The sequence below is a fragment of the Mesorhizobium sp. M0106 genome (assembly GCF_040322715.1).
In the GTDB taxonomy this organism is placed as follows: Bacteria; Pseudomonadota; Alphaproteobacteria; order Rhizobiales; family Rhizobiaceae; genus Mesorhizobium.
The window spans coordinates 70094-94251 of the sequence record NZ_JAMYUA010000024.1 but is presented as its reverse complement, the minus strand read 5'-3'; the positions used below and the strand labels follow the sequence as shown (position 1 = coordinate 94251).

The window sequence follows — 24158 nt, the reverse complement described above, 5'->3', positions numbered from 1 at the left end:
AATATTATGTGGCGGAAAAATCCGGACCGGCGGGCCTAGGCTGGCACCAGGAAGGCTCCGCCACATAATCTCGCCCGACGCATAAGAATGGATCCGAGCCGGCATCGCGCACCAGTGCCAAAAGGCCGTCGGGACCTTTTCTAAAATCGACGGGATGACTGGCGACCAACACCTTCACGCCAGCCGGGATCATGCCTGGCGAACCGCCCGGAGAATCCGCACCAGCTGCTCCTCATTGATATCGGCACCGGCGCGAATGACCACGCCACCCAGCTCGATCTCCACCGACGCAGACGCTGTCGGCGTGACCTCGACAAAGCCGAGCCGCTCCGCATCCCTGTGTGGCGTGACCGCACCGCTCTTGATCGCCTTGCTCCGCCAGCCGAACAGCTGGGCCGGCGCCATCCCCGCTTGTCTGGCAATGGCCGATACATTCGCGCCCGGCTTCAGTGTCGCCTCGATCAGCCGCGACTTCGCTTCCGCCGACCAGCGCCGCCGCGGACGCTGCGGGCTTGCCTCCAGTCGGTTGGCAACCGCTTCAAGAACATGGAAACTTCTATCATCAGGCATAGGCGCAGACATAGAAATTGACACTGCAAGCTCCTCGGCTCCTTGCTTCAGTGTCAGTATGTCTCGCTCATCACCTCAAGCCGCGCCAGATGGGGTCAGCTTGGCGCTTACGGAACAGGCGCTCCGGTTCTTTGAACAGCTCTATCGGGTTGAAAGGCAGGCGCGGAACGAAATCCCCGATGACGGTGAAACGCGAGATGACTGCATTCGCCGCTTCCGCCAGCAACATAGTGTCCCGATCCTCCAGGCTCTCAAGGCATGGCTCGACGACATCGCCCCAAAAGTCTTGCCGGACAGCAAGCTCGGCGACGCCGTCTCCTACACCCTGAACCAATGGGGATATCTGACTCGTTACACCGAGGACGGCAGCATGCCGATCGACAACAATCTTCTCGAGCGTGACATCAGAATCTTTGCCACTGGCCGGAAAAGTTGGCTGTTCAGCGATACCGTCGACGGAGCCAGGGCCAGCGCCGTCATCTACAGCCTGATGTTGACCTGCCGCGCCTGTGGCGTCGAGCCGTTAGCGTGGCTGCGCCACGTCCTCACTGAACTACCTCAGCGCCCCGAGAACGCAGCCATCGAGGATCTGCTGCCCTTCAACTTCGCCAAAGTAACAGCAGCCTGATCAGACCAGATACCGTTCCCGATTCGAAGGCCATCCGTCGAAAGCCCCCGCGTCAACGTGCAGCGAAAATAGCGCTTACGAACCTGACGCCGATCTCTACGAGGGACGGTCTTGCCTGTTCGCGCTCAAGCTCATGCTTGAGTGCGGCATGGACGGCCTCTGTCAGACCAGTCCTCTTAAGTGCGGCGACCCGGCGGGCCAGTGCGTCGGTCTCGGGATTTTTGATGTGGAACGCCATCACTCGCTCGTATAGCCGTTCAAGAGTATCGGTATACAGCAATTTGGATACACCGTGTGAAGGCCCAGCAGCATCGACCGGATACGAAGCGAATCGGCCACGCCGACCCAACTGTCGGCTGGATGGGGATCCTACCGCTGTGTTTACAGATCTCCAGGCAGTATCTGAGGTCGCTTGCATAGGTCACTTGCAACACCCGCACTTTCGTACGGGTCTGGAACTGCGCAATCACCGTCTAGCCAAATCCAGCAGCCTTGCCGCTTGCGATAAAATGCGGGTTGGCGAAATCCTCGTCGTCACTCTGGTTGCGCTTGCCGTAGGCGAGCGGCTCACCATCCAGCGTGCGCGTCATGCCGCCGGCGGCGCGTAGCACCGCGTCACCCGCGGCCGTATCCCACTCCATGGTGCGGCCGAAGCGCGGATAGACGTCCGCCTCGGCGCCGGCGACAAGGCAGAATTTCAGCGACGAGCCGACCGAGACGATCTCGGCAGCGCCAAGCGCGCGGATATAAGCGTCGGTTTCCGGCGTGTTGTGGGAGCGGCTGGCAACGACGGTCAGCGGCACCATACCGGCCCTTGCCGAAATCGACCGGCGATCGACGATCTCGTAGTCGTCATTGATCTCGATCGTTTCCGCTTTGCCCGGCCGGCCGGAAAAGAAGCGGCCGGTGCAAGGCGCGAAGACGACGCCGATCTCAGGCACGCCATGGCGGACCAGCGCGATGTTGACAGTGAAATCGGTCCGCCGGTTGACGAACTCCTTGGTGCCGTCGAGCGGATCGATCAGGAAAAAGGCGTCGCCGAGATCCGGCACCATGATGCCGGCAGAGGCTTCCTCCTCTGCCACGCATGGAATCTCTGGAAATGCGGCGCGCAGCCCAGCAAGGATGATCTTTTCGCTCTCGCGATCCGCCTCCGTCACTGGCGAACTGTCCGACTTGCTGTCGACCGCACAGCCGACACGAAAGACACGCATCACCTCGCGCCCTGCCGCCAAGGCAAGGTGCTCGAAGACGGCGAGCATCGCTTCGTCGTCAGATACCGCCGCCGCTATCATATTGGTCTTCGGCAATGTCCCGCTCGTTCAGCCAGTGTTCCAGGGCGTCCACCATCTCCTCGGCGGATTTGCCGAGTGTCTTGAGATGAATTTCGGGTTTTTCCGGCACCTCATACGGTGAATCGACGCCGGTGAAATTCTTGATCTCGCCATTCAACGCCCGCGCATAAAGGCCCTTCGGATCGCGCCTGGCGCATTCCTCGAAGGGTGTGTCGACAAACACCTCGATGAATTCGCCGTCGGCCATCAATTCGCGCGCCATGCGCCGCTCCGCGCTGAACGGCGAAATGAACGACACGATGACGATCAGCCCGGCGTCGGCCATCAGGCGCGCGACTTCGGCGACGCGGCGAATGTTTTCGACACGATCGGCGTCGGTGAAGCCGAGATCGCGGTTGAGGCCGTGACGCACGTTGTCGCCATCCAGAATATACGTATGGCGCCCGGTGGCGAACAGCTTCTTTTCGAACAGATTGGCGATGGTCGACTTGCCCGAGCCCGAAAGCCCGGTGAACCAGAACACGGCCGGCCGCTGGTTCTTCATATCGGCGCGAGCGCGCTTGCCGACATCGAGCGACTGCCAGTGGATGTTTTCGGCGCGGCGCAGCGAATGCAGGATCATGCCGGCGCCGACCGTGGCGTTGGTGATGCGGTCGATCAGGATGAAGGCGCCGGTGGTGCGGTTTTCGGCAAACGGATCGAAGGCGACTGGCGACCGCGTCGAGATATTGCAGATGCCGACTTCGTTCATTTCAAGCGACTTGGCCGCCTCATGGGCAAAGTCGTTGACGTTGACGCGGTATTTCAGGTCGGTGACGGTGGCGCTGGTCTGGTCGGTCTCGGTGCGCAGGATGTAGGAGCGGCCAGGCAGCAGCGCATGTTCGTCGAACCAGACGATGTTGGCGGCGAACTGGTCGGCGACCTGCGGCCGCGCCGCCGGCGATACCAGCATATTGCCGCGCGAGACTTCCACCTCGTTGTCGAGGACAAGAGTGATGGCCTGGCCGGCAATAGCCTGCTGAAGATCGCCGCCATGCGAAACGATGCGCCTGACGTGCGAGGATTTGCCGGATTTGGCGACGACTACCTCGTCGCCCGGCGCAACCGAGCCGGAGGCGATGGTGCCGGCGAAACCGCGAAAATCGAGGTTGGGACGGTTCACATATTGGACCGGAAACCGGAACGGCAATTCGACCGCGGCCTCGTCGACCGAGACGGTTTCGAGATGTTCGATCAGCGTCGGGCCGGAAAACCAGTCTGTCCTATCGGAACGGCCAGTAACGTTGTCGCCGTAGCGGGCCGACATCGGAATGGGCATGATCGTCTGGAAGCCGAGCTCGCGTGAGAACTGCCCGTAATCCGCGACGATCCGTGTAAAAACCGCCTCGTCGAAACCGACAAGATCGATCTTGTTGACGGCGAGCACGATGTGGCGGATGCCCAGTAGCGAGGCAATGATCGAATGACGCCTTGTCTGGCGCAGCACGCCCTGGCGGGCATCGATCAGCACGATGGCGAGATCGGCGGTCGATGCACCTGTCGCCATGTTACGCGTGTATTGTTCGTGGCCGGGCGTGTCAGCGACGATGAACTTGCGCTTTGGCGTGGCGAAGAAGCGATAGGCTACGTCGATGGTGATGCCTTGCTCGCGCTCGGCCTCGAGGCCGTCGACCAGCAGCGCGAAGTCGACGTCGTCGCCGGTGGTGCCGTGCTTGCGCGAATCGCGCTCGAGCGTGGCCAGCTGGTCCTCGAAAATCTGCTTGGTGTCGGAAAGCAGGCGCCCGATCAGCGTCGACTTGCCGTCGTCGACCGAGCCGCAGGTCAGGAAGCGCAACAGCGACTTTCGTTCCTGCGCCGCCAGATAGTCGCGGACGCCGTCGGTCGGGGCGAGGCTCTTGGCCATGATGTGGCGCATACTCAGAAATACCCCTCGCGCTTCTTCTTTTCCATCGAGCCGGCTTCATCACGGTCGATCAGGCGACCTTGCCGCTCGGAAGTGCGCGCCGTGAGCATTTCGCCGACTATCGCCTCCAGAGTGTCGGCTTCCGAGTCGATCGCGCCGGTCAGCGGATAGCAGCCGAGCGTGCGGAACCGCACCATCCGGTTCTCCACTGTTTCGCCGGGCCGCAGCTGCATGCGCTCATCATCCCTCAGGATAAGCATGCCATCGCGCTCGACGACCGGCCGCTCCTTGGCCAGATACAGCGGCACGATCGGGATGTCTTCCTGGAGAATGTACTGCCAGATGTCGAGCTCGGTCCAGTTCGACAACGGGAACACCCTGATCGATTCACCGGCAGCGATGCGGGTGTTGAAAATCTTCCACATCTCCGGCCGCTGGTTCTTCGGATCCCAGACATGCTGGGCGTTGCGGAACGAGAAGATGCGCTCCTTGGCGCGCGACTTCTCCTCGTCGCGACGGGCGCCGCCGAAGGCTGCGTCAAACCCGTATTTGTCGAGCGCCTGCCGCAGCGCCACCGTCTTCATCACATGCGTATGGGTGTTGGAGCCATGCTCGAACGGATTGATATTGTCACGCACGCCGTCTTCATTGACATGGACCAGGAGGTCGAAACCGAGCTTTTGCTGCATCTGGTCGCGAAAGGCGATCATCTCGCGGAATTTCCAGGTCGTGTCGACATGGAGAAAGGGAAAGGGCGGCTTGGCCGGATAGAATGCTTTCATCGCCAGGTGCATGAGCACGGACGAATCCTTGCCGACCGAATAGAGCATCACCGGCTTGGCGAAAGCCGCGGCCACCTCGCGAAAAATATGGATGGATTCAGCCTCAAGCCGCTGGAGGTGTGTAAGCGCGATGTTCATGGACTGTAATCGTTCTTTCGTGCCATCCACAGAAGGGCCTGTATCATCAACGGGCGCACTCCTCAGCCGCCCGGTTCAAGCTGCACTTCTGGACTATCTATTCTCGTGGGGCGTTCTAGCAGATCGTTCCTGCCCAGAACAATGCAAGACAAGCCTGCGGCCGAATGGTTCGGGAATGAATTTTCCATACAGCCGGCAAAATCGGGAAATTCCTGCTCAGCGAGCCGGGGCGCGCGGAAGGGGCGGGAAAATATGCCCTGGGCTTGGGAAGGGAGAGCCCGAGCTGGCGGTCAGAGTGCATTCAGAGAACACCCGCCATGCGTCCAAGCGGCAACTGAGAGTCGTCCCGCCTCATTCTGGCGGTGCCAGTCGTGGCGACGAGGTGGCTAGGACGAAGTTCCGATGGGGACAAGTAGCTTGTCGCCGTTGTGATCGATCTCGATCATCTCAGTCTTGCGGGTCAAGCGTTCCGCAAACCCTTTATGGAAGATGATGGCGTTCATATAGGCAAAGGTTATCGCCAATGCCGCGGTTCGCAGCGGATAATCGACCAGCGAATGAATAAGAAGAAAAGAAACGGAGAGGAACGCTGCTTTCTGGAGCGGATCTCGGCGAATTCTAACCAATGCCGCGAAAAGCAACACGAAATAACCTACCATCAGCAGGATAGCCGGAACGCCACCTTCGAAGGCTATTTCAAGGTATTCATTGTGGGCATGATTCACGTATTGCTTGAAAATCATGCCCTCCCTTTCATAAATTTGATAGGCGTTTTGAAAATTCCCAAATCCGACACCTGTCGCCCAATTGTCCTTGATCCCCTCGATTGTGGTTCGGGCGAATTCTCCTCGCCCGAAAGCCGGATCGAGCGCCTGTGCATCCAGCTTGGTCCAGGCGCTCATCGTGTAGACCGAAAGCCCGATAAAAATCAGGAGAACGCTGAATCCACTCACCCTCGAACGGGCTGAGAGAAAGATCACGGATAATACGGTGATCGCCAACCCAATCAGAACACCGGCGCGGGAACCGGCGGCCAAAAGAAGCAGCAAAAGCGCGATCAGGCCGAAGAATCCGGACAAGAGATGTCCGCGGAACAGACCGTAATAGACGACGAAGGGAATAGACACAAAAAGCAAAGCCGAAAAATGATTCACATTGGCAAAAAGCCCGGCATTGATCGTAAAAGGAAACAACCCCACAATAGCGATATCGTCAGAGAGCGAATATTGAATCGCTCCCGCCAAACCATTGCAGATAACACCCATGAAGAAAAACGGAAGAAGCGCGCTGACCTGCTCGGCACGCAGACGCAATACGGCCAAAAAAAATGCGGCTGCGGCCAAAAGATAAAGCAAACATTCGACCGTGCGGCCGACCCCAACACTGATGAAGCGAAATCGGCTTTCTCCAACCCAGGGATCTCCGAGCAGCAGTTCCGGCCGCAACCCGTTGAACATGGCCGCCGGCAGTGGGACGATTTGCAAAACCGCCAACGCCACGGCAAAGATCAGCAGCCACAGAGCCGAACGGGGGCTTCTTTGGCCAAAGGTTTGGGTGAAGACGATCGCCGCCGAGACAATTGCCGCGACCTCGATCAGAGTGTCCGTGTAAAGGCCGCTCGCAGTACCACCACCGATCAGCAGCGATACAAACAGGACCGAGCCGAGAAGATATTTATCCCATTCCGACGGTCGGTCGTTCAAGATGGAAGTCTCTCAATGCTCAATTTGTGCATCACCAAGGTGCCGACATATCGAAATCGCCAGCTCTCGGCAATGGCGGCGGTCTGCAGCGTCAACAGTTGCATGGGGCAGTCAGCCGGTCCAACCGAGAAATCCTGGCTCAGATTTTGTCGGTTATATGTGCCCTCGGGAACGTTGAACCGTGCAATTTCGCCGGCTGGCCCCGCGCATCTGATCGACCAGAACAATTCCTTTGGAAGCTTCAGGTTTCGTGCAGAGGCAACCAAGGAAATCTTGTAGGAGCCTGCAGGCAGCGAAATGAACTGCTGAAGAGCTGTGTTCTTGACCGGGGTGTTCAAGAACCGGATCGTCGCCCCACCCTCGCCCTCTACCGCATCCTGGGATGTTGCAAACGCAATTTCCAAGCCCGATTTATCGCGGACCTGCCAATCGAAAGGTTTGCCGCCCGAGCCCGGCTCGAACATGCCGTTGAAAATATATCCGCCCAGCTTCCGCTCTTCATTGGACAGGCTGAAAAGAAACAGCCGATAGGCCGGTCCATATTCCTTCTGACGCAAATAGCCGCTGATCACGGCAGTCAGTTCGCCCGAATTCGGTGGTGCGCTTGATCCGGTCAAATCGAGCAGCAGACGATTTGCGAAATCGATCCCCTCGGGAGTTTTGCTAAGAGCGTAGATCAGACTGACTCTCCAGGGCGCCTGCGCCCTGATGGCCGTCAGCACGGCTTGGTACCCATCAGGATTCGAGAGAATTGTCGGCAGGCCGTCGGCGACTGCCGGAAATTGGTCTGGCCATCGCCGCAGCAATACGTCGATCTCGCCAACCGCCTTCGGCAAATCACCTGTTTCGATCTTGCGGCCTATGGATCTCTGCAGCGCATGGATCTCTGTTTTGGACAATTTTCGGGCTTGATCGAAGAGCTGGTAGGCTTCGTCCTTTTCGCCCTGCCGGTATTTGATCTCGCCGATCAGGCTATAGAGACGCGCATCCGCCAGATCGAAGGCGAGCGCGCCCCTGGCCCTGGCAAGCAATGCATCAAGATCAGGAGCATTGTTCGTGTCGTTCAGGTCGCCGGTGATTTCAGCTATCAATGCGTCGCCATTGAACGGATCCAATGCAAGAGAAGCAGCCGGTGTTTCTGTTTCAAGAAATCGACTTAGCCCGATCGAGGAAGCCACCAACACTAGAACGGACGCGACGAACCAGACGACTGAATGTCGGAGACTTTGCATAAGCGGGCTGGCTTGCTCCATCATCGACTTTGCCCTCAATCTTCGGAGTACTCGTGTCCGTGCCGTAGTTGTAATACTGATAATTCATATATTTGTAGGCGTAGTTGTAATCGAACTTGTTCACCGCAAACTTTGACATGGCGGCTCCGACTACGTTCGCGCCAGCCGCTCGCAGGCGCTTCAACGCGGTCTTGGCCGACTTACGCGTCACCTGATTTGTAGAGATGACCATCAATGTGCCCTCAGCGAGCCGGCTGAGAATAGGAGCATCCGAAAGACCGACGATCGGCGGAGCGTCGATGATGACAACATCGAAGCGCTTGCCGAGATTGGTGACAATCAGAGCCATCTTCGGCGACGAGAGCAGATCCGCGGGATTCGGTGGGATCGTCCCAGAGGTTAGAACGGTCACGTTGGGGTATTTCGTCGCCCTGAAAATGCTAGCGAGATCCTCCTTGCGAACGGTGTTTGTCAGCAGATTGCTGAGCCCGATCGTGTTGTCGAGACCAAACAGCCGATGAAGGTTCGGCTTCCGAAGATCGCCGTCGACAATGAGAACTCTCGCACCGAGTGCCGCAAAGTCCTGCCCGAGCTTGAACGATGTCGTCGACTTGCCTTCCGAGGGCTCCGAACTGGTGACAACCAGCGATCGTGGCGCGCCTTCCGCACCGGAGAATTGCAATGACGTTCGAAGCGAGCGGTAGGCCTCCGACAGGCCGGACTTCTGATCGGCGATACTGGCCATGAGTTCCCGGTCCTCGACGAGCGGCAAGATGCCGAGCATCGCCAGTCCCAATTCTTTTTCGACCTGTTCAGGGTTGGTGAAGGTGTTGTTCAACAGTTCGATAACATAAATGACCGAGGCGCTCAGAGCCAGGAAAAGAGCCAGAGCGATCGCGAGATTGATGCTAAGGCGCGGCGAATATGGGCTTCTCGGCTGCGTGGCAAAATCTACGATTGCGGCGCTTTGCGTCTTGAGTTCGGAGCTGACACCAACCTCGTTCAGCTTGGCGATAAGGCTGTCGTATTGCGACCGGTTCGAATCCACTTCCCGCTTGAGGATAGTATATTTGATGTTCTTGTCGTTGAAGACGACCTGCTGCTTTTCCATCTCAGCAAGTTTGGCCTTGAGATCGGCCTCCTTGTTCTGCGCCTCCTGATATTTCAGCCGCAGTGAATCCGTTATAGCAAGCACGCCGTTGTTATAGAGACGTTGCAGCTCCTTGATCTGGGACTGAAGCTGCTGCATTTCGGGAAAACCAGGCTTCAGAATCCCCAATTTCTGCTGGTATTGACTGGTTAGATCCGCCAGTTTATCGCTGAGCGCTTGCAGACCTTTGCTTTCCAGGACGGGGCTGAGGCTTGATCCGCGGCCTTTGTCTATCTGGTCCACCACTCGTCCGGCATCGAGTCGATCTTGAATCGCTGTTGCAAGGGCAGTGTTCAGGGCTTCGATATTTGACCCTATCAGCGATTTGTCGTCGCCGGTTATCGTGATGCCTGCATCCTTGGCATAAGCGACCAGTTCCTCTTCGGATTCCTGGAGCTTTTGCTTCACCTGCAGAACCTGTTCCTGGATGAACTGCCGTGCCAGGTCGGATGTTTCGCTGGTCTGGTCGAGACGTTGGTCAATAAAGCTTTGGGCGACCTGATTGGCCACGTCGCTCGCATATTTCGGCTTCTGATCGACAAACGTGATCGATAGCAGGCTCGTGTTGGGAACGAGGTTGACGGTGAGATCACTTAGAATACGCCCGATCGCAATTGCTTCGCGTTGCTCTGGAGTTTTCTCTTCAATGGAAGGCGATTTTGAAATTCCGAACGCACGATAAAAGATGTTGCCGAGGGAAAAGGCCGGCGTGGGAAACAGGAAATCCGGTTTTTCACTAAGACCCAATTGGAACACAACGCGCTGAGCCAATGCGCGGCTTTTGAGCTTTTCACGGGCGGTGAGGAAGGCCCGGACGTCGGCATTTTCAGAAACCACCTCGATGTCCTGGAAGACCTTGGCCGATGGAACAAGCACCTCCAATTGCGTGGTCGCCTGATATTTTGGCGTCTGCATCATGGTAACGATGACGCCGGCGACAAGCCCGGCTGCCGCCACCATGACGATCAGCCACCGGTACTGAACAACGTAAAAGAGCAGCTTTAGCGGATTGAAGCCCTCGTCCTGCTCGGAATGGTCGCGGCCATACGGGCTATAATTTTGCGCACCGTCATAATACAGGTCGGCGGACAAAGCCTGGCCGTGTCCTGGGCCTGCAATTTGATGCTGTCTGTTACGATCGAGCATGGTGCGAGGTAATCCTAGGTTTCTCTGTATTCCGACAATTCCGACCTGCCGCTATCTATAGTCCCGGGATCACCGCAATTCGAGCTGCACTTGAGGCGACACCGAGGGCGTCCTTGAGGTTGGCCATCGCAATTTTCGATTTCGATGCGAAGACCACAATTTTGTCGCCACCGTAGATGCGTGGATTCCGGCTCTTGCCACCACGAATCTGCTCCACATTGTAATTAGCTACCAATGTGTTTGGACCGATATTGCGATAGACAAAGACTTTTTTTGCATCCCCAATGTTATTGAACCCTCCTGCAAGGGCGATCGCATCAATAAGAGAAGAATTGCTGGACACCGGATAAATGCCAGCCTTGTTGACTTCGCCATCGACGGTTATGCGCTGTCCAATCGATTCCTTGACGAAAATCGTCACGTCAGGCGACTGCAGGTATTTGGCGCCGTAGGCGGTTTCGACTTCCTGCTCCAACTGACGCACGGTTTTTCCCGCTGCGGTAATCGTTCCGATAAGCGGAAGCGAAATCTGCCCGCTGGCATCGACTTGAACTGTTCTGTTCAAATTGTCGACCTGGAACACATTCACCTCGAGCACATCGTTCGGAGACAATGGCTGCTCGCTACCGTTCTGGGTGTTTGCCGGCGCGGGCAGGTCTTTTACCACTTGCAGAGCGCCGCCGCCCGAAAGCGGCGTCGACGATGACGTCAATTGCAGCGCATCGACCGAACTCGATGAAGAAGGTGTCGTCGACGAGGTGCTCGTGCATGCCGACATTGCGAGTGAAGCGAGCAAGACGAATAGCCTGCTCCTGTGGATTTTTGCGAACCGAAAAATGTCCATCACGCTACTCCGCCTTTGAACAAGCGGCCAAACCCTCCAAAACGGCCGGCGTTGCCGGCGTTTGGTTTTTGCGGGCGTGCTTTTCCGACCGGCTCAAGAGGCCGGTTCGCCAATATTTCGCCTGGACGTTTCAACACCATGTTGCGGGCCTCGTCTTCGCCACATCGCTTGGCAGCCGCAGCGACCGCCTGCGAAAGCCCAGGACGCCGGCGCGTAGCGCTATGAGTGTCCGATGCAATAATATCCACCCTGCCCTCGTCAATCAGCCTTTCCGAATAATAAAGCGCCGTGCGCCCAAAAGCACCAACAATCGAGTCGGCAGTAAGCTGGATCAGGCAGCCCACTGCATTCAGCCTCTCGATAACGTCGTAATTCGTTTTGATCCAGGTCAAACGCTCAGGATGAGTAAGAATCGGGATGAAACCCGCGTTTATGAGGCGTAGAACAAGATCCTCCATTCGTGGAGGTAGAACATGATGCGGCGGTTCGAACAGAAAATAGCGGGACCTGTTTAAAGTCGGCACACTGCCGGCCGCCAATTGGTCCGGAAGATCGGGCGCTATGTGAACATCGGCGCCGACGTAGAGAGCAAGTGGTATGGCGGCGCGGCGCAGCGCCTGGTGCAGCTCTTGAACCGCCCGGACGATGTTCGATGTTCCGTTTTCGTATACGCCGGGCGTCACGTGCGGCGTGCACGCCATGTGGGTCGTTCCGTCGGCCACCGCCAGCCGGGCCATTTCAAGCGATTCAGCGAGACTGGGCGAGCCATCGTCGAGGCCGGGCAAGATATGGGAATGCAAATCGATCATGGGCGTTTGTGACTGCAACGAAGCAACGTAGGGAGGTCATCCCCAAAAAATATAAATACGTCACCCGCAGGACAGCGAATGACGCATTTGTCAAGTTCATGCGATACGATGGATGCCAGGTCCCGGCTATTGGCGGACAGAGTTGTCGTCATCATGCAGGCCGATGATCAGCGCCGCATTGGCGGCAATAGCTGCGCCTGATGTATCGAGCGCTACACACATGCCGCCCTCCACAGGATTGACTTTGATCGTCGCGCTTGCCGGACGTCGTATCCGAGACTTGCACCAACACGCAGCAGCGAAGCGAATGATTGCGATTCGGTCATAATGCCTGGATAGACCGGCACTTCGCCCTTCATCCCGGCGTGTTCGCTAGCCTCAGACATCCGCATGTCACCTTGGCTTAAGCGATCCGACTGATACCCGGTACGACACCAGCATACCGCCAAGGCCGTTCTGTCGCCAACAATAGACACGCAGCAGAAGCGCCATGCGCCTCTGCTGCCATTGCCCTATTTACGATCAACTTAGTCGCTAACGGCGTGGCCGTGATCTTTGTCCGCCGTCGCGGCCAGAATACCGGCCCCAAGAGCCAGGCCGCCAAAGATGAAGAGCGGCGTATTGTTATTGGAAGCACCCGTCGAATTGCCCGTCTGGGCGGTATGCTCAGAACCGAGAACATTGAGGCAAATCTTGTTCTCGACGCGGGAGATATCAAGGGTGGAATTGGCCGGCACGCTCAAATTGCAGCTGCCAACATTAACGGAAGCCGACCCCTTGCCGCCAACTACGACGCGGCTGCCGAAATCCAGCGCGCCCCCCGCTTGTGCCGGGCCATAGCCAGCCACCTGCGAGATCATCACATCGCCATTGAGGTTCCCGATCGATCCGATCGGATTTACGCCCGTATAGGCAGTTGCACAGGTGCACGACCCATCCTGCGCGAAAGACGATACCGGGGCGAAGCCGGCCAACACAACAAATCCGGCCAACGCACTTTTCACAACTAGGTTCATCCGCATCAATCCTTCCGTCCCACGTTACCTGAGGCCCACCCCACCATTAAGGTACTGAAAGGCGCGTAACAGCTTTTTGCGCCAATTCCAACCCGTTTCGCAGATGCGAGATAATTTTTGGTTTCGGTGTGGTTGATTGAACACACCATTAGGGTGTCGAAATGTATCATCTTTATAGCCGGCCGCAATAAAGCGCGTTGCCAGGGGCAGATCTGCCGTTCATTGTGGCCCGCTGACATCGCCATCGTTCCAACGCTTTGCGCAGGGTCTTGCAGTCGACCATGGCCTGATATTATCCAGCCGGCCTTTTTGCGTTCGAGGCAGGAGCTACGAGCCTGGCACGCAAGACTTGTAGGTCGAGCCCGCCTGCGCGGGCTGCCCGCACAGGATGCCGGCCTCGACGAGCTTTGCAGCCAGATCCGTGCCGCCAGAGGTGAGGCATTGCACAACGACGGCGTCACCGAATTTTGGCGCGACGTTGCCGTCGCACGGGGTCCCCGTGCCGACGGGCTTGCACGTCAAGGCGAGCCCTTGATAGTCCCGGCGCGCGGCTTCGGTGACCATGGCGCGCATGGATTGGGGCCTGGTAAATGCGACGCCGCACAGCACGATCTTGCGGCCGGCGACGCGCAGATCGTCAATCGATTGGACAGTAAGCTTGCCATCGAAGGGTGTGAGAACTGCCACCGGCTTCGGCGCCGGCGCGTACCTACTCGTTCCCTTGTTGACGATGATGAAAAGAAAGCCGCCCACAAACGCCAGCGCTATGAACGCAAGTACTGTTACCTTCCCCATCGACAAAAGCCCTACTCCCCATTCAATAATCAATGCGCGGCAGTGTTGGTCTTCTCAAACAAGGCAAGGAGTGCTGCCGCATAGTCCCGTCGGCGGACCTGTTGCCGGCCTTGCAACACGGCGATGCTGTCGCGGACAAAGCGTGGGCGCTGCCCGATTTCGAGCAGACGCAGCGCCAGGGCTTCCGCGTCGTCAGGTGGGAAGAAGAGCGCGTCCGGAGCCTGCTCGCGATGCAGCCGGATGTCGGACAGCAACATGGGCGCGCCCAGCGATTTCGCCTCTTCAACGGTGGTCGACCACCCCTCGAAATGGGACGGGTTTATCAGACAGTCCGTTGCACCTATCAGGGCAACGACATCGTCATAGGGAATCAATCCGAGGTGTCGAAAATGGCTCTCAACCCGATACGTTTGCGCAAGGCCTATCAGACGCTTGAACAATGTCGGGTCGCGCGGGTCGGTCGTGCGCCCCGTGAGGATTATCGGCGGCAATGAGCCCAACGCCCCAAGCCGGTGTATATGCCTCAACGCCTCGACGACCAGTCCGTGATTCTTGTGGATCCAAAACTGGTTGGGCAGGAAAAAGAAGCGCTCGGGCAGCTCGTGCGCCAGGCGTGCTGCTTCGGTGCGCGCCATGACGGCGCCTGGATCGAGATCGATGGCGAAGCGCACGACGGCGGTCTTGCAGCGCGAGGCCGGATAGAATGTTTCACAGTCGGCGAGCGCATCCTTGCTCGAGAGCATTATGGTGCGATTGCCGGACGTCTGCAGGCGGAAACCAAGATCTCTGCGCCACCAGGCGCTGCGCGGAAAGAGGTGCGGCAGGCGACGGTGCTGGAAGTCCGGAATCCAGGAAATCACCGGCAGCGGAAATCGGTTGCCGAACCACTGAGCGACTTCAAACACAACATCGACAGCGTGCTTGGCGACCAGATCGGCAAAAGCGCGGTCACTTCCACCAGCGAGCGCGGTCAGCCCTCGCTTGCCGAGCCCGGCGCCCGTGACCCGGTTGTCGACAATAGCCGGCGCGGCCAACAGGTGATCAAAGGATGCGCCAACGCCCGCATGCTGCTCGGGCGTCAGAAACAGCTTCGCCTGAACCTTGCCGCCCAACTCGGAGGCGATGACGCCTAACATGTTGCGCAGATAGGACTCGCCACCGGACCAGGTTCCGCGGCCAATGAGCGTGAAGCCGATGGTGATCAAAGCGCGAAGCGTCGCAAATCGCCGACCCGCTCGCCGAGAATCTCGGCGCGGTACCAATCGACATATCCCGCAATGCCCTTGCTGGGCAGCACCTGCAACCGAAACCCTTCCGGGACGCCGGATGGATCGGAGATCAGGTTGACAGGATCGCCTCGCCGGGACTCTCCTGAAAACGAGAGGCGATGCTTGCCTCCCCAGGCTTCCAAAACCATACCGGCAATTGTCCTGACGGACGCAGCGGCGCCGGCGCCGACATTATAGACCGCGAAGCGCGCTGCATCGGCAGGCAAGACGCGATGGATCAATCGCACGACATCCGAGACATGGTGCCAGTCCCGCATTTCCGCGCCAGTACCACCAAGCACAATGTCGGTTTCGCCTGCCGCGAGCCTGCCGCAGAGGTCCCAGAGCAGCTGCTTGCGCAGTCCCTCGCCATAGACGGAGAAAAGCCGGGCCACCGAGATCCGCTGACCGTATGCGGTACTAAATGATCGGCCCAGTTCCTCCACCATGCGCTTGTGATGGCCATAGGGTGAGTATGGATCGAGTGCGGCATCGACCCTGATCGGGCCGAAATGGCCGCCGCCATAAACGGCAGCGGAGGATGCCAGAACGACGCGGGCATCGGATGCGTGACGACGCAGGAAATCGAGGACGCAAGCCGCGGACACGACGCTTTGTTCAAAATCCTTCAGCGGATCAGCAATCGACTGGCCGACCGTAGAGCCGCCTGCCAGATGATATACAGCCGCCGGACGGCCGTATCGGGCCGAGGCCGCATTCATCGTTTCTGCAGTCACGCCGCCCGAAAAGAATACGCCGGCAGTGGCCGCCGCGAACCCAGGCGCTTCGCTTCGGCCGAAGCCGAGGACATGATGGCCTTCCTGGGCAAGAAATCGTGACAGGTGCAGGCCAATGAAGCCGCCGGCTCCAGTCACCCAAACAGGCTTTGCCTCTTTCAGCTGCACCACCAAATCAGCCCTTCCCTTGCTTATGGCAAAGGAACGACACCAGGCGCCCGGGCCGGCGGTCAAGCAGGGCTGCTACTCCGGCAACGGCACCGAAGGGCAGAGGGGACAAGGCCAGGCGGACGAGCCCCGACAGCGGGCCGAAGACTCCGGCGAGCCTCTCGCGAATTTCGGATGTTGTCATCGGATCATAATTCACAACCGATTGGAAAGAATTCATTTCGCGGTCGATCGTCAGCCCTGCCCCCTGCAATGCGGCGCGGTAAGCCGCGAGCGTGAAAGCATTCTCTCCGCCGTAGAGATGATGAAGCGGATGGGTGCGCAGAAACGGTTCCAGCTGTTTCGGCCCGGATATCACATGGTCGCGCAAGGACAGGAACCTCGCGCCTTCGCGGGAGAGACGAGCAACTTCGCGGCAGAACGCTGGAAGGTCATGCGCATGATGCAGCACTTGCCTTGCAACGACCAGATCATAGCCCGCGGCGCTCAATGGGATAGCCTCGCCGAACGCTTCGAGCACATCGATGTGCGTGCCCGTCTTTTCGGCAAGCGTCCGGATTGCAGCGGCACCGACAAGCGCGCTGGGATCGGGCTCGACGGCGGTTACCGACCAGCCCTCGCGCGCCAGGGCATAAGAGAGGATGCCGTTGCCAGCGCCGAGATCGAGAGCTCGGCCCGCCTTGCGCGGGATCATGCTGCGAATCGCCTGAAACTCCGCACTTTCGTGATAACGCCGCGCAGCGACGACCGGATCATCGAAATAAGCGGCGCGTGCGAGTTCTTTCATCGACGGCTCGCTCATGCACCAGCGAACGGCGTCTTCCCAGGTCATGACCGTTTCAGGCATGAGGAAAACCCGTCTGCCGGCTCTCCTGGGCGGGATTTCCAGCAACAATTGCGTAGGCTGGATTCTTGGTCAAGACGATCTCGATCTCCCCGTCAGATTTGTCGGATTCGCCCACACCAGGCGTCGCAAGGCAGCTTGACGAGCCCGACAGCGCCTTTGGTCATAGGCTTTCATGCTTCGCCGGTCCATTTTTCCAGAGGGATGACCCGACTTCCGCAAGAAGCACGGCCCCGCCTCTATCACCTTGCAGCTGCGCGTCGATCACGCTTCCGTCAGGACGTTGTCCGAAGCTCCCAGCTACGCTACCGTTTCTCGACTCGTCAAGTTCAGCTTATAAGGAATTCAAATCGTGCAAATTTCGGCCGCGCAAAAATTCGCCAATTGGCGACGCCGGATATCGAACGTCATGTTTTTCCAGACAGTATTTTGTGTGATGTGCCTTTTGGCTGGCGTAGTGCCTGCGACGTCGCAGACGCGCGCTCCGTTCAGGCTTTTCGAGGCTATACGGTTCATCGGCGGGCCTGATTTCCAGGCGTTTGGTTTCGAACACCTTACAATTGCCGACCCTCATGTTCTCGGACCGGATGTTCCTGATGCCGGCCAGGTCCGGCGAGCGCTGGCTTTGCCGAGGAGCAATGAATACCTCAATATCGACATCGAAAGCTGGCCGTTGGAAGGTCCAGATCAGGCATCGTCCCTCGCGAAATACCAGAAGACGCTCGGCGCGTTCAAAAAAGCGGACCCGAACGTCAAGATTGGGCTCTATAGTGTTTTGCCGATCCGGGATCATTGGAGAGCGATCGGCCACAATGGGCCTGCGGCGCTGGACGACTGGCAACAGCAAAACACCGTTGTTGCGTCCTCTCTCGTCCCTTATGTCGATGCGCTCTTCCCCTCCCTCTATACATTTTACGGCGACAAGGACGCGTGGGGGGCCTATGCCCAATCCAACATCGAGGAAGCACGAAGAATCTCACAGGGAAAGCCGGTGTACTGCTTCCTTTGGCCGCAGTTTCACAAGACGCTCGCCTTTCTGCCGGGCGATTTCTGGTATCTCCAGCTAGCCACTTGCAGGAGATTGGCGGACGGCATCGTGGTCTGGGGCTCGATGCGTGGCGGTCCACGCGATGGACCTGCAAAATGGGACGAAAAAGAGGAATGGTGGCAGGCCACGCTGAAATTCCTTCGAGAAGAAGGTAAGATACCTTAAATCAGACTTGTATGGCTACAAAGCTCGATGAGCGCATTCGATCGGACAGAAAGCCCGGTCTGATAGTTCGTTATACTAATTCGAGAAACCGCTCAAACTGGCGTTTCTTGCTGTATTCCTCACGGATCGCGCGATTGCCGGCCCAACCGATGCTGTCCCAGCTTGCGTCGTCCAGCCGACGTTCGATTGTTTTCACTGTGTCCTGCGGGTGCTCGTAGACCACCATGGTTTCCCCGTCGCGCATCGGTGCGGGATAGTTGCCGGAGTCGGACACCAGCAAAGCGCCAGCGCCCATCGTCTCGAAACAGCGCATGTTACCTCGGTCCGGACCCGCCATGTCGATTGAGGCGTTGACTACGATCTTGGCTCTTCCGAGTTCGGCATACATGGCGCGACCGAATACCGGTGGCGCGCTGACACTGCGGATTGTGCGCGGGCGGCGCACCGCACGCAGGGGACCGAACCAGCCAAGCGGCGTTTCGGCGAGCGGCGTATAGCGCGAGAGATCGAGATGGAAGACGACGCGGCGGCGGCTGGATAGACTTGCGACCGCTTCCAAAATCTGCCTGCGGCGCTGGTGATGACGACTATAGCCGCCGAAGAAAAGGACATCGACATCCCTGCTCCGATTTGCGGCCACGCTATCGAGCTCCGGATCGTGAGCGGGAAAAAAGTGATCGGTTCTGGCGCCCTGTTCTTCCCAAAGCTTTCGCATCGACGGGAAATTGCAAACGACGAGATCATACCCCGAAAAATCAATCCTGCCGGGTGCAGCGCGCCAGGCAATCTTTCGCTTCACATGCCCCGGCAGCCGGCGCACGAAAGAGGCATCGTAACGAAATGGATCAAGATTATAGAAGACATCGGTCTTGTGATTCTCGATCTGGGCAAGAAGGATATCGGCCAGCGAAGCGTCCTCGCGCAACCCGTTTTCGAGCGCCCATGCACGCTGCAGCGATTCGTCGTCTCCGTTCGTGAAAAAGGCTTCAGGGCTGCCGGCGAGTGCCGGCAACAGGATATGCGATGCCCCGTAGCGGTCTTTCAAAAACACTTCTCTCTGCGGCTCGAATCCCCGAACTCCCGCCACAAGGCCAGTGAGCCTGGCCCGATAGGTTGGCGAGATCCCGGAATTTTGAAAAATACGCATGGCTGGTTCCTGTGGAGTTTGGTCTCGGAGTTGTGGAGCGCTGATAACGATGCGCCATCAGCGACTAGGTGGCGGCCTGCGGGCGCCGAACGCGAGTGCTTGCAGCCAATCGGGGCGGAGGTCGATCATCTGGAGCACGAGTCTAACGCTAGTGCCCATGGAACATTGGGCTTTAGGATCCACTGCCAGTATACCGGTCGCGGGGGGACACTCGACCCTAGTAAGCCCGAATCTCCGCATTACGGGTTTTGGCGAGAAATCCCTGATATCCATACCAAAACGATATTGTCAGAGCGGAGGTGACCCAGAAGACTGAATTTCCCCATAGGCTGCCGCTTGCAACGCCGGCGATCGCTTCCCTGATGAATATGACGGCAGCCAGCACTGCAGCAAGCGGGAATTTGCCGGACCGAATAATTCCGACCGTCGATCTGAGTGCCAAAATTATGTGAGCTGCGAACGGCAATGATCCAAACGCCCCCACCGACATAAGGGATTCAAGGTAAATGTTATGAGGATAATAATTGAACTGCATCTCGACAACGTAACGTCCAAACAAAGGGTCTTCTTGAAACTGCCTCCATGCTCCAGCGTATAGTTGGCTGCGTATCATTGTGGATTGATCGGCATCCACATTGATCGTCTGAAGCCTCGTAATGACAACATCAATTAGTTCCACACCGCTGCTCGCCACAATTATCATCGCAACCACCAGTGCTCCCAATATGGCGAACACTCTTTTTGAGCCTTTAAGCAACAGTATGTAGACCGCTAGAGACCCCGCGCCAGCAATATATGCACCACGCGACTTGGAAAACACAACGACCAACAATAGCAAAGGACCGAGTATTATCGACTGGATTGTCAGTTTTTTTGTTTTTCCCACGACAAGGAAAAAATATATCAAAAAAGCAAAAGCCGTATGCCCCATCGCGATCGGGTTTATTTTATCGAGAGACATCCTTTCGCCCTGGCTTGCAAACAGCATATCCCGGTTCAGGTAAAGCCCGACTAAAAATATAACGCAAAGAATATTCATCACGAAAATAAGGTCTGTATTTCTTATCGCCATGTCCATCGATGCGATAATAAGTGTAACGCCGACAGTGGTTACCAGGAAAACGCTAAAAATCATCCCGGGACCCGGCGATATGTCTATCGAAGAGATGTAAACATTCTCTATGAGTCTACATAAGTAGAATACGAAAAAGATCTTCATCGGAAGAAGAGCTGCCGTTGAGGACCTCAACTTTGCCGGCAGAAGTGCAAATGAGGCTCCGGTTACCAGAACAATGGCTACTCTTACCAAGATCGACGCGGTACTGCCTTCCGGGTCAAACTTGTTTACCAAACCGGAAAAAGCATATATCCCACAAATCGCAAGAGCGAAGGCCGTCGCAGGCGAGAACAAAATGCGCCGGTCAACATAATTTCTCAAAGGCGCAAATCTGCGGCCAACTCGATCGAAATCGGCGGATGCGTCGTAGCGAGTGTTGGCTCTCTGGGTCATGAGACTAGTCCATCTAGCGGCAACCAATGAAATTGGCGCCTCGGCAACTCGATCTCTGAATGCCGGTCAAGAATTAAACGGAGCGTTTGCGTCTTTTTTCTGCGCGGCTGATGAAATCGAGCCCGACAGCTATCGACGACACTGGTTGGAGGCACAGTATTCGGCGGTCGGGAATTTTTAGCCCCCCGAAGACGGTGGGCTGACACTTTTTCAGCTACTAGAAGATGCCCCATCGGCATGCTCGCCGATACCTCCTCGCGGCTCGAGTGCCAAACATCCTTACTCGTCCGTTATCCTTACTCGTCCGTTCGAACTTAGCGAGCGTCCACTGGTCGGCATTCTTCATTGAACCCGGTCCTCAGCGAAGTCGAGAGGTTCCGCCATGGCCGGCAGCACCATGGCATATCGAAGGCGATCGCGAGTATGCCGTTGCGTGAAATGGTCCAGCACATGCTGCCGCCCGGCATCCCCCATCTTCGCAGCACGGTGAGGCTCTGCCAGGAGACCAGCCATCGCCTCTGCCATGCTTTCGATATCGTGTTCTTCCACAAGTATGCCGGTTTCACCATCGACAACGGCCTCCGGAATGCCGCTGTGACGTGTCGCTACAACGGGAAGTGCGCTCGCCATTGCCTCCAGGATCGATACCGGCAGGCCTTCCATATCTCCATTTCGGGCCGTTACCGAATGCTGCACGAAGATTGCAGAGTTCTGCATCATGCCCTGAACAAACTCTGTGCTTCGATAGCCGTGAAAAATAACACGGTCCGACAGGTTCTCCTGCCCCACCAATGCCTTACATCGCGCCATGAGAGGCCCATCCCCAACCAAATCTAGCCGTGCCTCGGGAAACCTCGAAGCGATCCGGACGAACGCCTCGATGGCGAGGTGCGGTGATTTCTTTTCAACAAACCGCCCGACCGCAAGGAGCCGACCGCTTTCACGCGTCGATGGTGTGAAGCGCTCGGGCAAAATTCCGCATGGGCTGACGTGCAGTTTCTCATGGGGACAGCCGATTTGAATCAGACGATCGGCGATGAAACGCGATGGCGTGATGATGCCGTCGGCGCTGGCGAAGAGATGCCGGTAGCGACGTCGCCACAAATGTTTCCTAGGCATCACGGTAGAATCCGCGCCATGGGCGTGGGCGTATAATCGCACGCCGGCGCGGCGACAAGCGCGACCAAGCAGTGCACCCATCGTCAGATACTCGACAAGGACGGCGTCCACGTTGTGGCTCTTAAAAAATTCGACAACTCTGTCCTCGTCGCTCCTGGACATTCCCTCACGGATATACGCAAGCCAGACTAGGTGCGCCCGACTGGCAATGCGGCTGGGTAATCGGCCAAACGGTGATGACCCCGGAATCCCGGAAAGAACCGGATAACCGAACTGATCGGCACCATCAGGGTTCTGGCAGATGAGCACGGTCTTGCCAGGCGAAAGATAGCGAACATGATCTCGAATGAATGTCTCAGAAGGGATATTGAAGAACTGGGAAACAACCGCGATCATGAGGACACCGCCTCCAGCTGCGACTCCATCCGTGCAAATCTGTTTTTGAGAATATCGACGATGGACAAAGCACTGCCACGCAACGCGGCCGTAAGAATCTGCTTTGTCGCGACTTGGATTGCGGCGTCTCCGCCGTTCAAAACAACCGTGGTTTCTACGACAATTTTCAACGCTTTAGGCCCCCTGAGTGTACATCTTTGTCCAGAAAGAGCCGCATGTCCCCTAACATGGAACCGGCGAAACGATACGGAGCAACAACAAAAATTGCATAGATTAGTATCGCGATGGTCGACTTTAACATAAGATTTCCTCCAGCCTGCAGAGGCAGAACTTTAAATGAAATCCCGACCAAATTCCCAACACGAAATAAACAAAAGGCCACAATGTAAGCAAAGAAGAAGGGCGCCGCTGCTTTCACAAGATCCCTAAATCTCAGCTCTGTATTTCTAGTTGCATAAAACCAAAGCATTGGCGTAAATACCCAAGACGTGATAGACCATCCAAGAGCAACTCCGGAGGCTCCCCATTGAATCGCAAATAAGAAGGCCGCAAAGCGAATGAGCGATGAGAAAATAGAAAATACGAATAGCTCGCGGGCTCGACCGAGAGAGATCAGCGCCCAGCCACCAAATTGACCGGAAATACTCGTGATCAGAGAAAGCGACAGTATCATCAAAATAACCCCAGACTTGGACCAGCTTTCTCCATAAACAAGCGTTACGATTTCTTGTGCATTGACCGTGATCAGAATACACAATATTGTGTTCACCATGAGTGTAAGTCGCATGGCACTGAGATAGGTTTTGGCCCACTTGTCGGGATGCGTTTGAAGCCGGCTCAGCATCGGAATAATAACCGAGCCGATTGGCCCGCTGACGAGCGTTATCGGCAACATGAACAGTGAGTAGGCGCGGGTGTAGAATCCGAGTTCGCCGGGACCGGATTTCCAGCCGATCAGCACGTTATCAGATTGGCGGTTAATATAGTTTGTGAACTGGGATCCGCTGTAATTGATCCCAAAATTAATGGCCGATCGTGCATTCTTCCAATTGGCGACCTTGGTCGGACGCCAGGGTGACAGCATCCACTGGCCAACCGTGCCAACAAGAGCCGTGGTGAGCGTTGCCGCGGCGAGCGACCAGTATTTGAAGTCCCAGCCCCATGCCATTGCAATACCAACAGCAAATCCACACAACAGACTGCCAAGATTCACACCATGCAAAGACACCCAACGCATGTTGCGGATCAATAGCGCCTTGTGCTGCGCACCGGCCGCAGTGATCGGGATGGCGATCGCCAGAACCAGGATAAGGTGAAAAACGCGGGGATCATTGAAAAGCCAGCTTGCGACCGGCGCCGTCAGCCATGCCAGCGGCATGAGAGCGAAGCCGACGCCAAGATTGACGAAAAATAAGGCGCTGACGGTGTCATGATCAACCTCCTTGCGCTGGATGGTCACCATCGACAGACCCAAGTCGGCGAAGACTCCGACAAACGCAGTAGCAGACGCCGCCATGGCCACCAGACCGAAGTCATCGGGTTTGAGTAAGCGCGCCATCAGCGCCATGTAGCCGAACTGTGTGAGAAGAATCAAAGCTTGGGCGCAGAGGGCTATGATCCCTCCAGATGCCGTGCGTCTCCCGAGATCGCGCGTCAGATGCTGACTGGACAATGCCCCGTCGGAGGCTGGAGGGATCAGTGTCAACGTTCGCACTCTCTGCCCAGGCGCTGGTCCCATTCGCTAG

General features: G+C 57.2%; 21 protein-coding genes and 1 pseudogene. 2 read left to right on the top strand and 20 right to left on the bottom strand.

Annotated features, from left to right (window positions below):
• Positions 1-189 precede the first annotated feature (189 nt).
• Entirely contained in the window at positions 190-570 is a 381-nt protein-coding gene (locus NKJ55_RS22360) for a transposase (RefSeq protein WP_352451753.1), read from the bottom strand.
• A gap of 112 nt (positions 571-682) precedes the next feature.
• On the opposite strand from NKJ55_RS22360, the pseudogene NKJ55_RS22355 reads away from it, so the two are divergent.
• Positions 683-1198 (top strand): annotated as a pseudogene (locus tag NKJ55_RS22355) (IS66 family transposase); the annotation flags it as partial.
• A 52-nt stretch (positions 1199-1250) separates the two neighbouring features.
• Here the strand turns inward: NKJ55_RS22355 and NKJ55_RS22350 are convergent.
• The 14 genes from NKJ55_RS22350 to NKJ55_RS22285 form a co-directional block, all read right to left on the bottom strand.
• Positions 1251-1436: a type II toxin-antitoxin system VapB family antitoxin gene (locus NKJ55_RS22350; RefSeq protein WP_352451752.1), complete on the bottom strand. Its 186-nt coding sequence runs from the start codon at positions 1434-1436 to the stop codon at positions 1251-1253.
• 235 nt (positions 1437-1671) lie between these two features.
• Positions 1672-2460: a 3'(2'),5'-bisphosphate nucleotidase CysQ gene (gene cysQ / locus NKJ55_RS22345; RefSeq protein WP_352451755.1), complete on the bottom strand. Its 789-nt coding sequence runs from the start codon at positions 2458-2460 to the stop codon at positions 1672-1674.
• Between the two features lie 10 nt (positions 2461-2470).
• Positions 2471-4408, bottom strand: a complete 1938-nt coding sequence (gene cysN / locus NKJ55_RS22340; protein WP_352451751.1) for a sulfate adenylyltransferase subunit CysN — start codon at positions 4406-4408, stop codon at positions 2471-2473.
• A 2-nt stretch (positions 4409-4410) separates the two neighbouring features.
• Positions 4411-5316: a sulfate adenylyltransferase subunit CysD gene (gene cysD, locus NKJ55_RS22335; RefSeq protein ID WP_352451750.1), complete on the bottom strand. Its 906-nt coding sequence runs from the start codon at positions 5314-5316 to the stop codon at positions 4411-4413.
• Between the two features lie 386 nt (positions 5317-5702).
• Positions 5703-7019 carry an O-antigen ligase family protein gene (locus NKJ55_RS22330; RefSeq protein WP_352451749.1) on the bottom strand — a complete coding sequence of 439 codons (1317 nt, stop codon included), beginning with the start codon at positions 7017-7019 and terminating at the stop codon, positions 5703-5705.
• The gene (locus NKJ55_RS22325) at positions 7016-8134 is read right to left on the bottom strand and encodes a tetratricopeptide repeat protein (RefSeq protein WP_352451748.1); all 1119 of its coding nucleotides are present in this window, start codon (positions 8132-8134) and stop codon (positions 7016-7018) included. Before NKJ55_RS22325 ends, NKJ55_RS22330 begins: the two co-directional genes overlap by 4 nt.
• 28 nt (positions 8135-8162) lie before the next feature.
• Positions 8163-10547: a GumC family protein gene (locus tag NKJ55_RS22320; RefSeq protein WP_352451747.1), complete on the bottom strand. Its 2385-nt coding sequence runs from the start codon at positions 10545-10547 to the stop codon at positions 8163-8165.
• Between the two features lie 55 nt (positions 10548-10602).
• Entirely contained in the window at positions 10603-11391 is a 789-nt protein-coding gene (locus tag NKJ55_RS22315) for a polysaccharide biosynthesis/export family protein (protein ID WP_352451746.1), read from the bottom strand.
• Positions 11391-12200 carry a tyrosine-protein phosphatase gene (locus NKJ55_RS22310; protein ID WP_352451745.1) on the bottom strand — a complete coding sequence of 270 codons (810 nt, stop codon included), beginning with the start codon at positions 12198-12200 and terminating at the stop codon, positions 11391-11393. The genes NKJ55_RS22315 and NKJ55_RS22310 overlap by 1 nt, the downstream gene beginning before the upstream one ends.
• A gap of 527 nt (positions 12201-12727) precedes the next feature.
• On the bottom strand, positions 12728-13216 hold the full coding sequence (locus tag NKJ55_RS22305; protein WP_352451744.1) for a hypothetical protein: 489 nt from the start codon (positions 13214-13216) through the stop codon (positions 12728-12730).
• A gap of 327 nt (positions 13217-13543) precedes the next feature.
• Positions 13544-14011 (bottom strand): hypothetical protein, encoded by a 468-nt coding sequence (locus NKJ55_RS22300; protein ID WP_352451743.1) that lies wholly within the window; start codon positions 14009-14011, stop codon positions 13544-13546.
• 29 nt (positions 14012-14040) lie between these two features.
• Positions 14041-15216, bottom strand: a complete 1176-nt coding sequence (locus NKJ55_RS22295; protein ID WP_352451742.1) for a glycosyltransferase — start codon at positions 15214-15216, stop codon at positions 14041-14043.
• Entirely contained in the window at positions 15213-16187 is a 975-nt protein-coding gene (locus tag NKJ55_RS22290) for an NAD-dependent epimerase/dehydratase family protein (RefSeq protein WP_352451741.1), read from the bottom strand. The genes NKJ55_RS22295 and NKJ55_RS22290 overlap by 4 nt, the downstream gene beginning before the upstream one ends.
• A gap of 4 nt (positions 16188-16191) precedes the next feature.
• The gene (locus NKJ55_RS22285; RefSeq protein ID WP_352451740.1) at positions 16192-17016 is read right to left on the bottom strand and encodes a class I SAM-dependent methyltransferase; all 825 of its coding nucleotides are present in this window, start codon (positions 17014-17016) and stop codon (positions 16192-16194) included.
• Positions 17017-17380: 364 nt separating this feature from the next.
• Between NKJ55_RS22285 and NKJ55_RS22280 the strand changes: the two genes are divergently transcribed.
• Positions 17381-18241, top strand: coding sequence for a hypothetical protein (locus tag NKJ55_RS22280; protein WP_352451739.1), 861 nt, complete (start codon positions 17381-17383; stop codon positions 18239-18241).
• 70 nt (positions 18242-18311) lie between these two features.
• Here NKJ55_RS22280 and NKJ55_RS22275 read toward each other — a convergent pair whose 3' ends face one another.
• The 5 genes from NKJ55_RS22275 to NKJ55_RS22255 all read right to left on the bottom strand — a co-directional run bounded on the left by NKJ55_RS22275 (position 18312) and on the right by NKJ55_RS22255 (position 24118).
• Positions 18312-19388 (bottom strand): glycosyltransferase family protein, encoded by a 1077-nt coding sequence (locus tag NKJ55_RS22275; RefSeq protein ID WP_352451738.1) that lies wholly within the window; start codon positions 19386-19388, stop codon positions 18312-18314.
• 217 nt (positions 19389-19605) lie between these two features.
• Positions 19606-20898, bottom strand: a complete 1293-nt coding sequence (locus NKJ55_RS22270) for an O-antigen ligase family protein (protein WP_352451737.1) — start codon at positions 20896-20898, stop codon at positions 19606-19608.
• 342 nt (positions 20899-21240) lie between these two features.
• Entirely contained in the window at positions 21241-22413 is a 1173-nt protein-coding gene (locus NKJ55_RS22265; RefSeq protein WP_352451736.1) for a glycosyltransferase, read from the bottom strand.
• Positions 22410-22583: a hypothetical protein gene (locus NKJ55_RS22260; protein ID WP_352451735.1), complete on the bottom strand. Its 174-nt coding sequence runs from the start codon at positions 22581-22583 to the stop codon at positions 22410-22412. The genes NKJ55_RS22265 and NKJ55_RS22260 overlap by 4 nt, the downstream gene beginning before the upstream one ends.
• Positions 22580-24118 (bottom strand): lipopolysaccharide biosynthesis protein, encoded by a 1539-nt coding sequence (locus NKJ55_RS22255; protein WP_352451734.1) that lies wholly within the window; start codon positions 24116-24118, stop codon positions 22580-22582. The genes NKJ55_RS22260 and NKJ55_RS22255 overlap by 4 nt, the downstream gene beginning before the upstream one ends.
• Positions 24119-24158: the final 40 nt, after the last annotated feature.

Excerpts from the sequence above, each read along its gene's own strand:
- cysQ (WP_352451755.1), bottom strand. The coding sequence starts at position 2,460 with ATGCTCGCCGTCTTCGAGCACCTTGCCTTGGCGGCAGGGCGCGAGGTG.
- NKJ55_RS22300 (WP_352451743.1), bottom strand. The coding sequence starts at position 14,011 with ATGGGGAAGGTAACAGTACTTGCGTTCATAGCGCTGGCGTTTGTGGGC.
- NKJ55_RS22310 (WP_352451745.1), bottom strand. The coding sequence starts at position 12,200 with ATGATCGATTTGCATTCCCATATCTTGCCCGGCCTCGACGATGGCTCG.
- cysN (WP_352451751.1), bottom strand. The coding sequence starts at position 4,408 with ATGCGCCACATCATGGCCAAGAGCCTCGCCCCGACCGACGGCGTCCGC.
- NKJ55_RS22270 (WP_352451737.1), bottom strand. The coding sequence starts at position 20,898 with ATGACCCAGAGAGCCAACACTCGCTACGACGCATCCGCCGATTTCGAT.
- NKJ55_RS22360 (WP_352451753.1), bottom strand. The coding sequence starts at position 570 with ATGCCTGATGATAGAAGTTTCCATGTTCTTGAAGCGGTTGCCAACCGA.
- NKJ55_RS22320 (WP_352451747.1), bottom strand. The coding sequence starts at position 10,547 with ATGCTCGATCGTAACAGACAGCATCAAATTGCAGGCCCAGGACACGGC.
- NKJ55_RS22265 (WP_352451736.1), bottom strand. The coding sequence starts at position 22,413 with ATGATCGCGGTTGTTTCCCAGTTCTTCAATATCCCTTCTGAGACATTC.
- cysD (WP_352451750.1), bottom strand. The coding sequence starts at position 5,316 with ATGAACATCGCGCTTACACACCTCCAGCGGCTTGAGGCTGAATCCATC.
- NKJ55_RS22305 (WP_352451744.1), bottom strand. The coding sequence starts at position 13,216 with ATGAACCTAGTTGTGAAAAGTGCGTTGGCCGGATTTGTTGTGTTGGCC.
- NKJ55_RS22285 (WP_352451740.1), bottom strand. The coding sequence starts at position 17,016 with ATGACCTGGGAAGACGCCGTTCGCTGGTGCATGAGCGAGCCGTCGATG.
- NKJ55_RS22315 (WP_352451746.1), bottom strand. The coding sequence starts at position 11,391 with ATGGACATTTTTCGGTTCGCAAAAATCCACAGGAGCAGGCTATTCGTC.
- NKJ55_RS22275 (WP_352451738.1), bottom strand. The coding sequence starts at position 19,388 with ATGCGTATTTTTCAAAATTCCGGGATCTCGCCAACCTATCGGGCCAGG.
- NKJ55_RS22350 (WP_352451752.1), bottom strand. The coding sequence starts at position 1,436 with ATGGCGTTCCACATCAAAAATCCCGAGACCGACGCACTGGCCCGCCGG.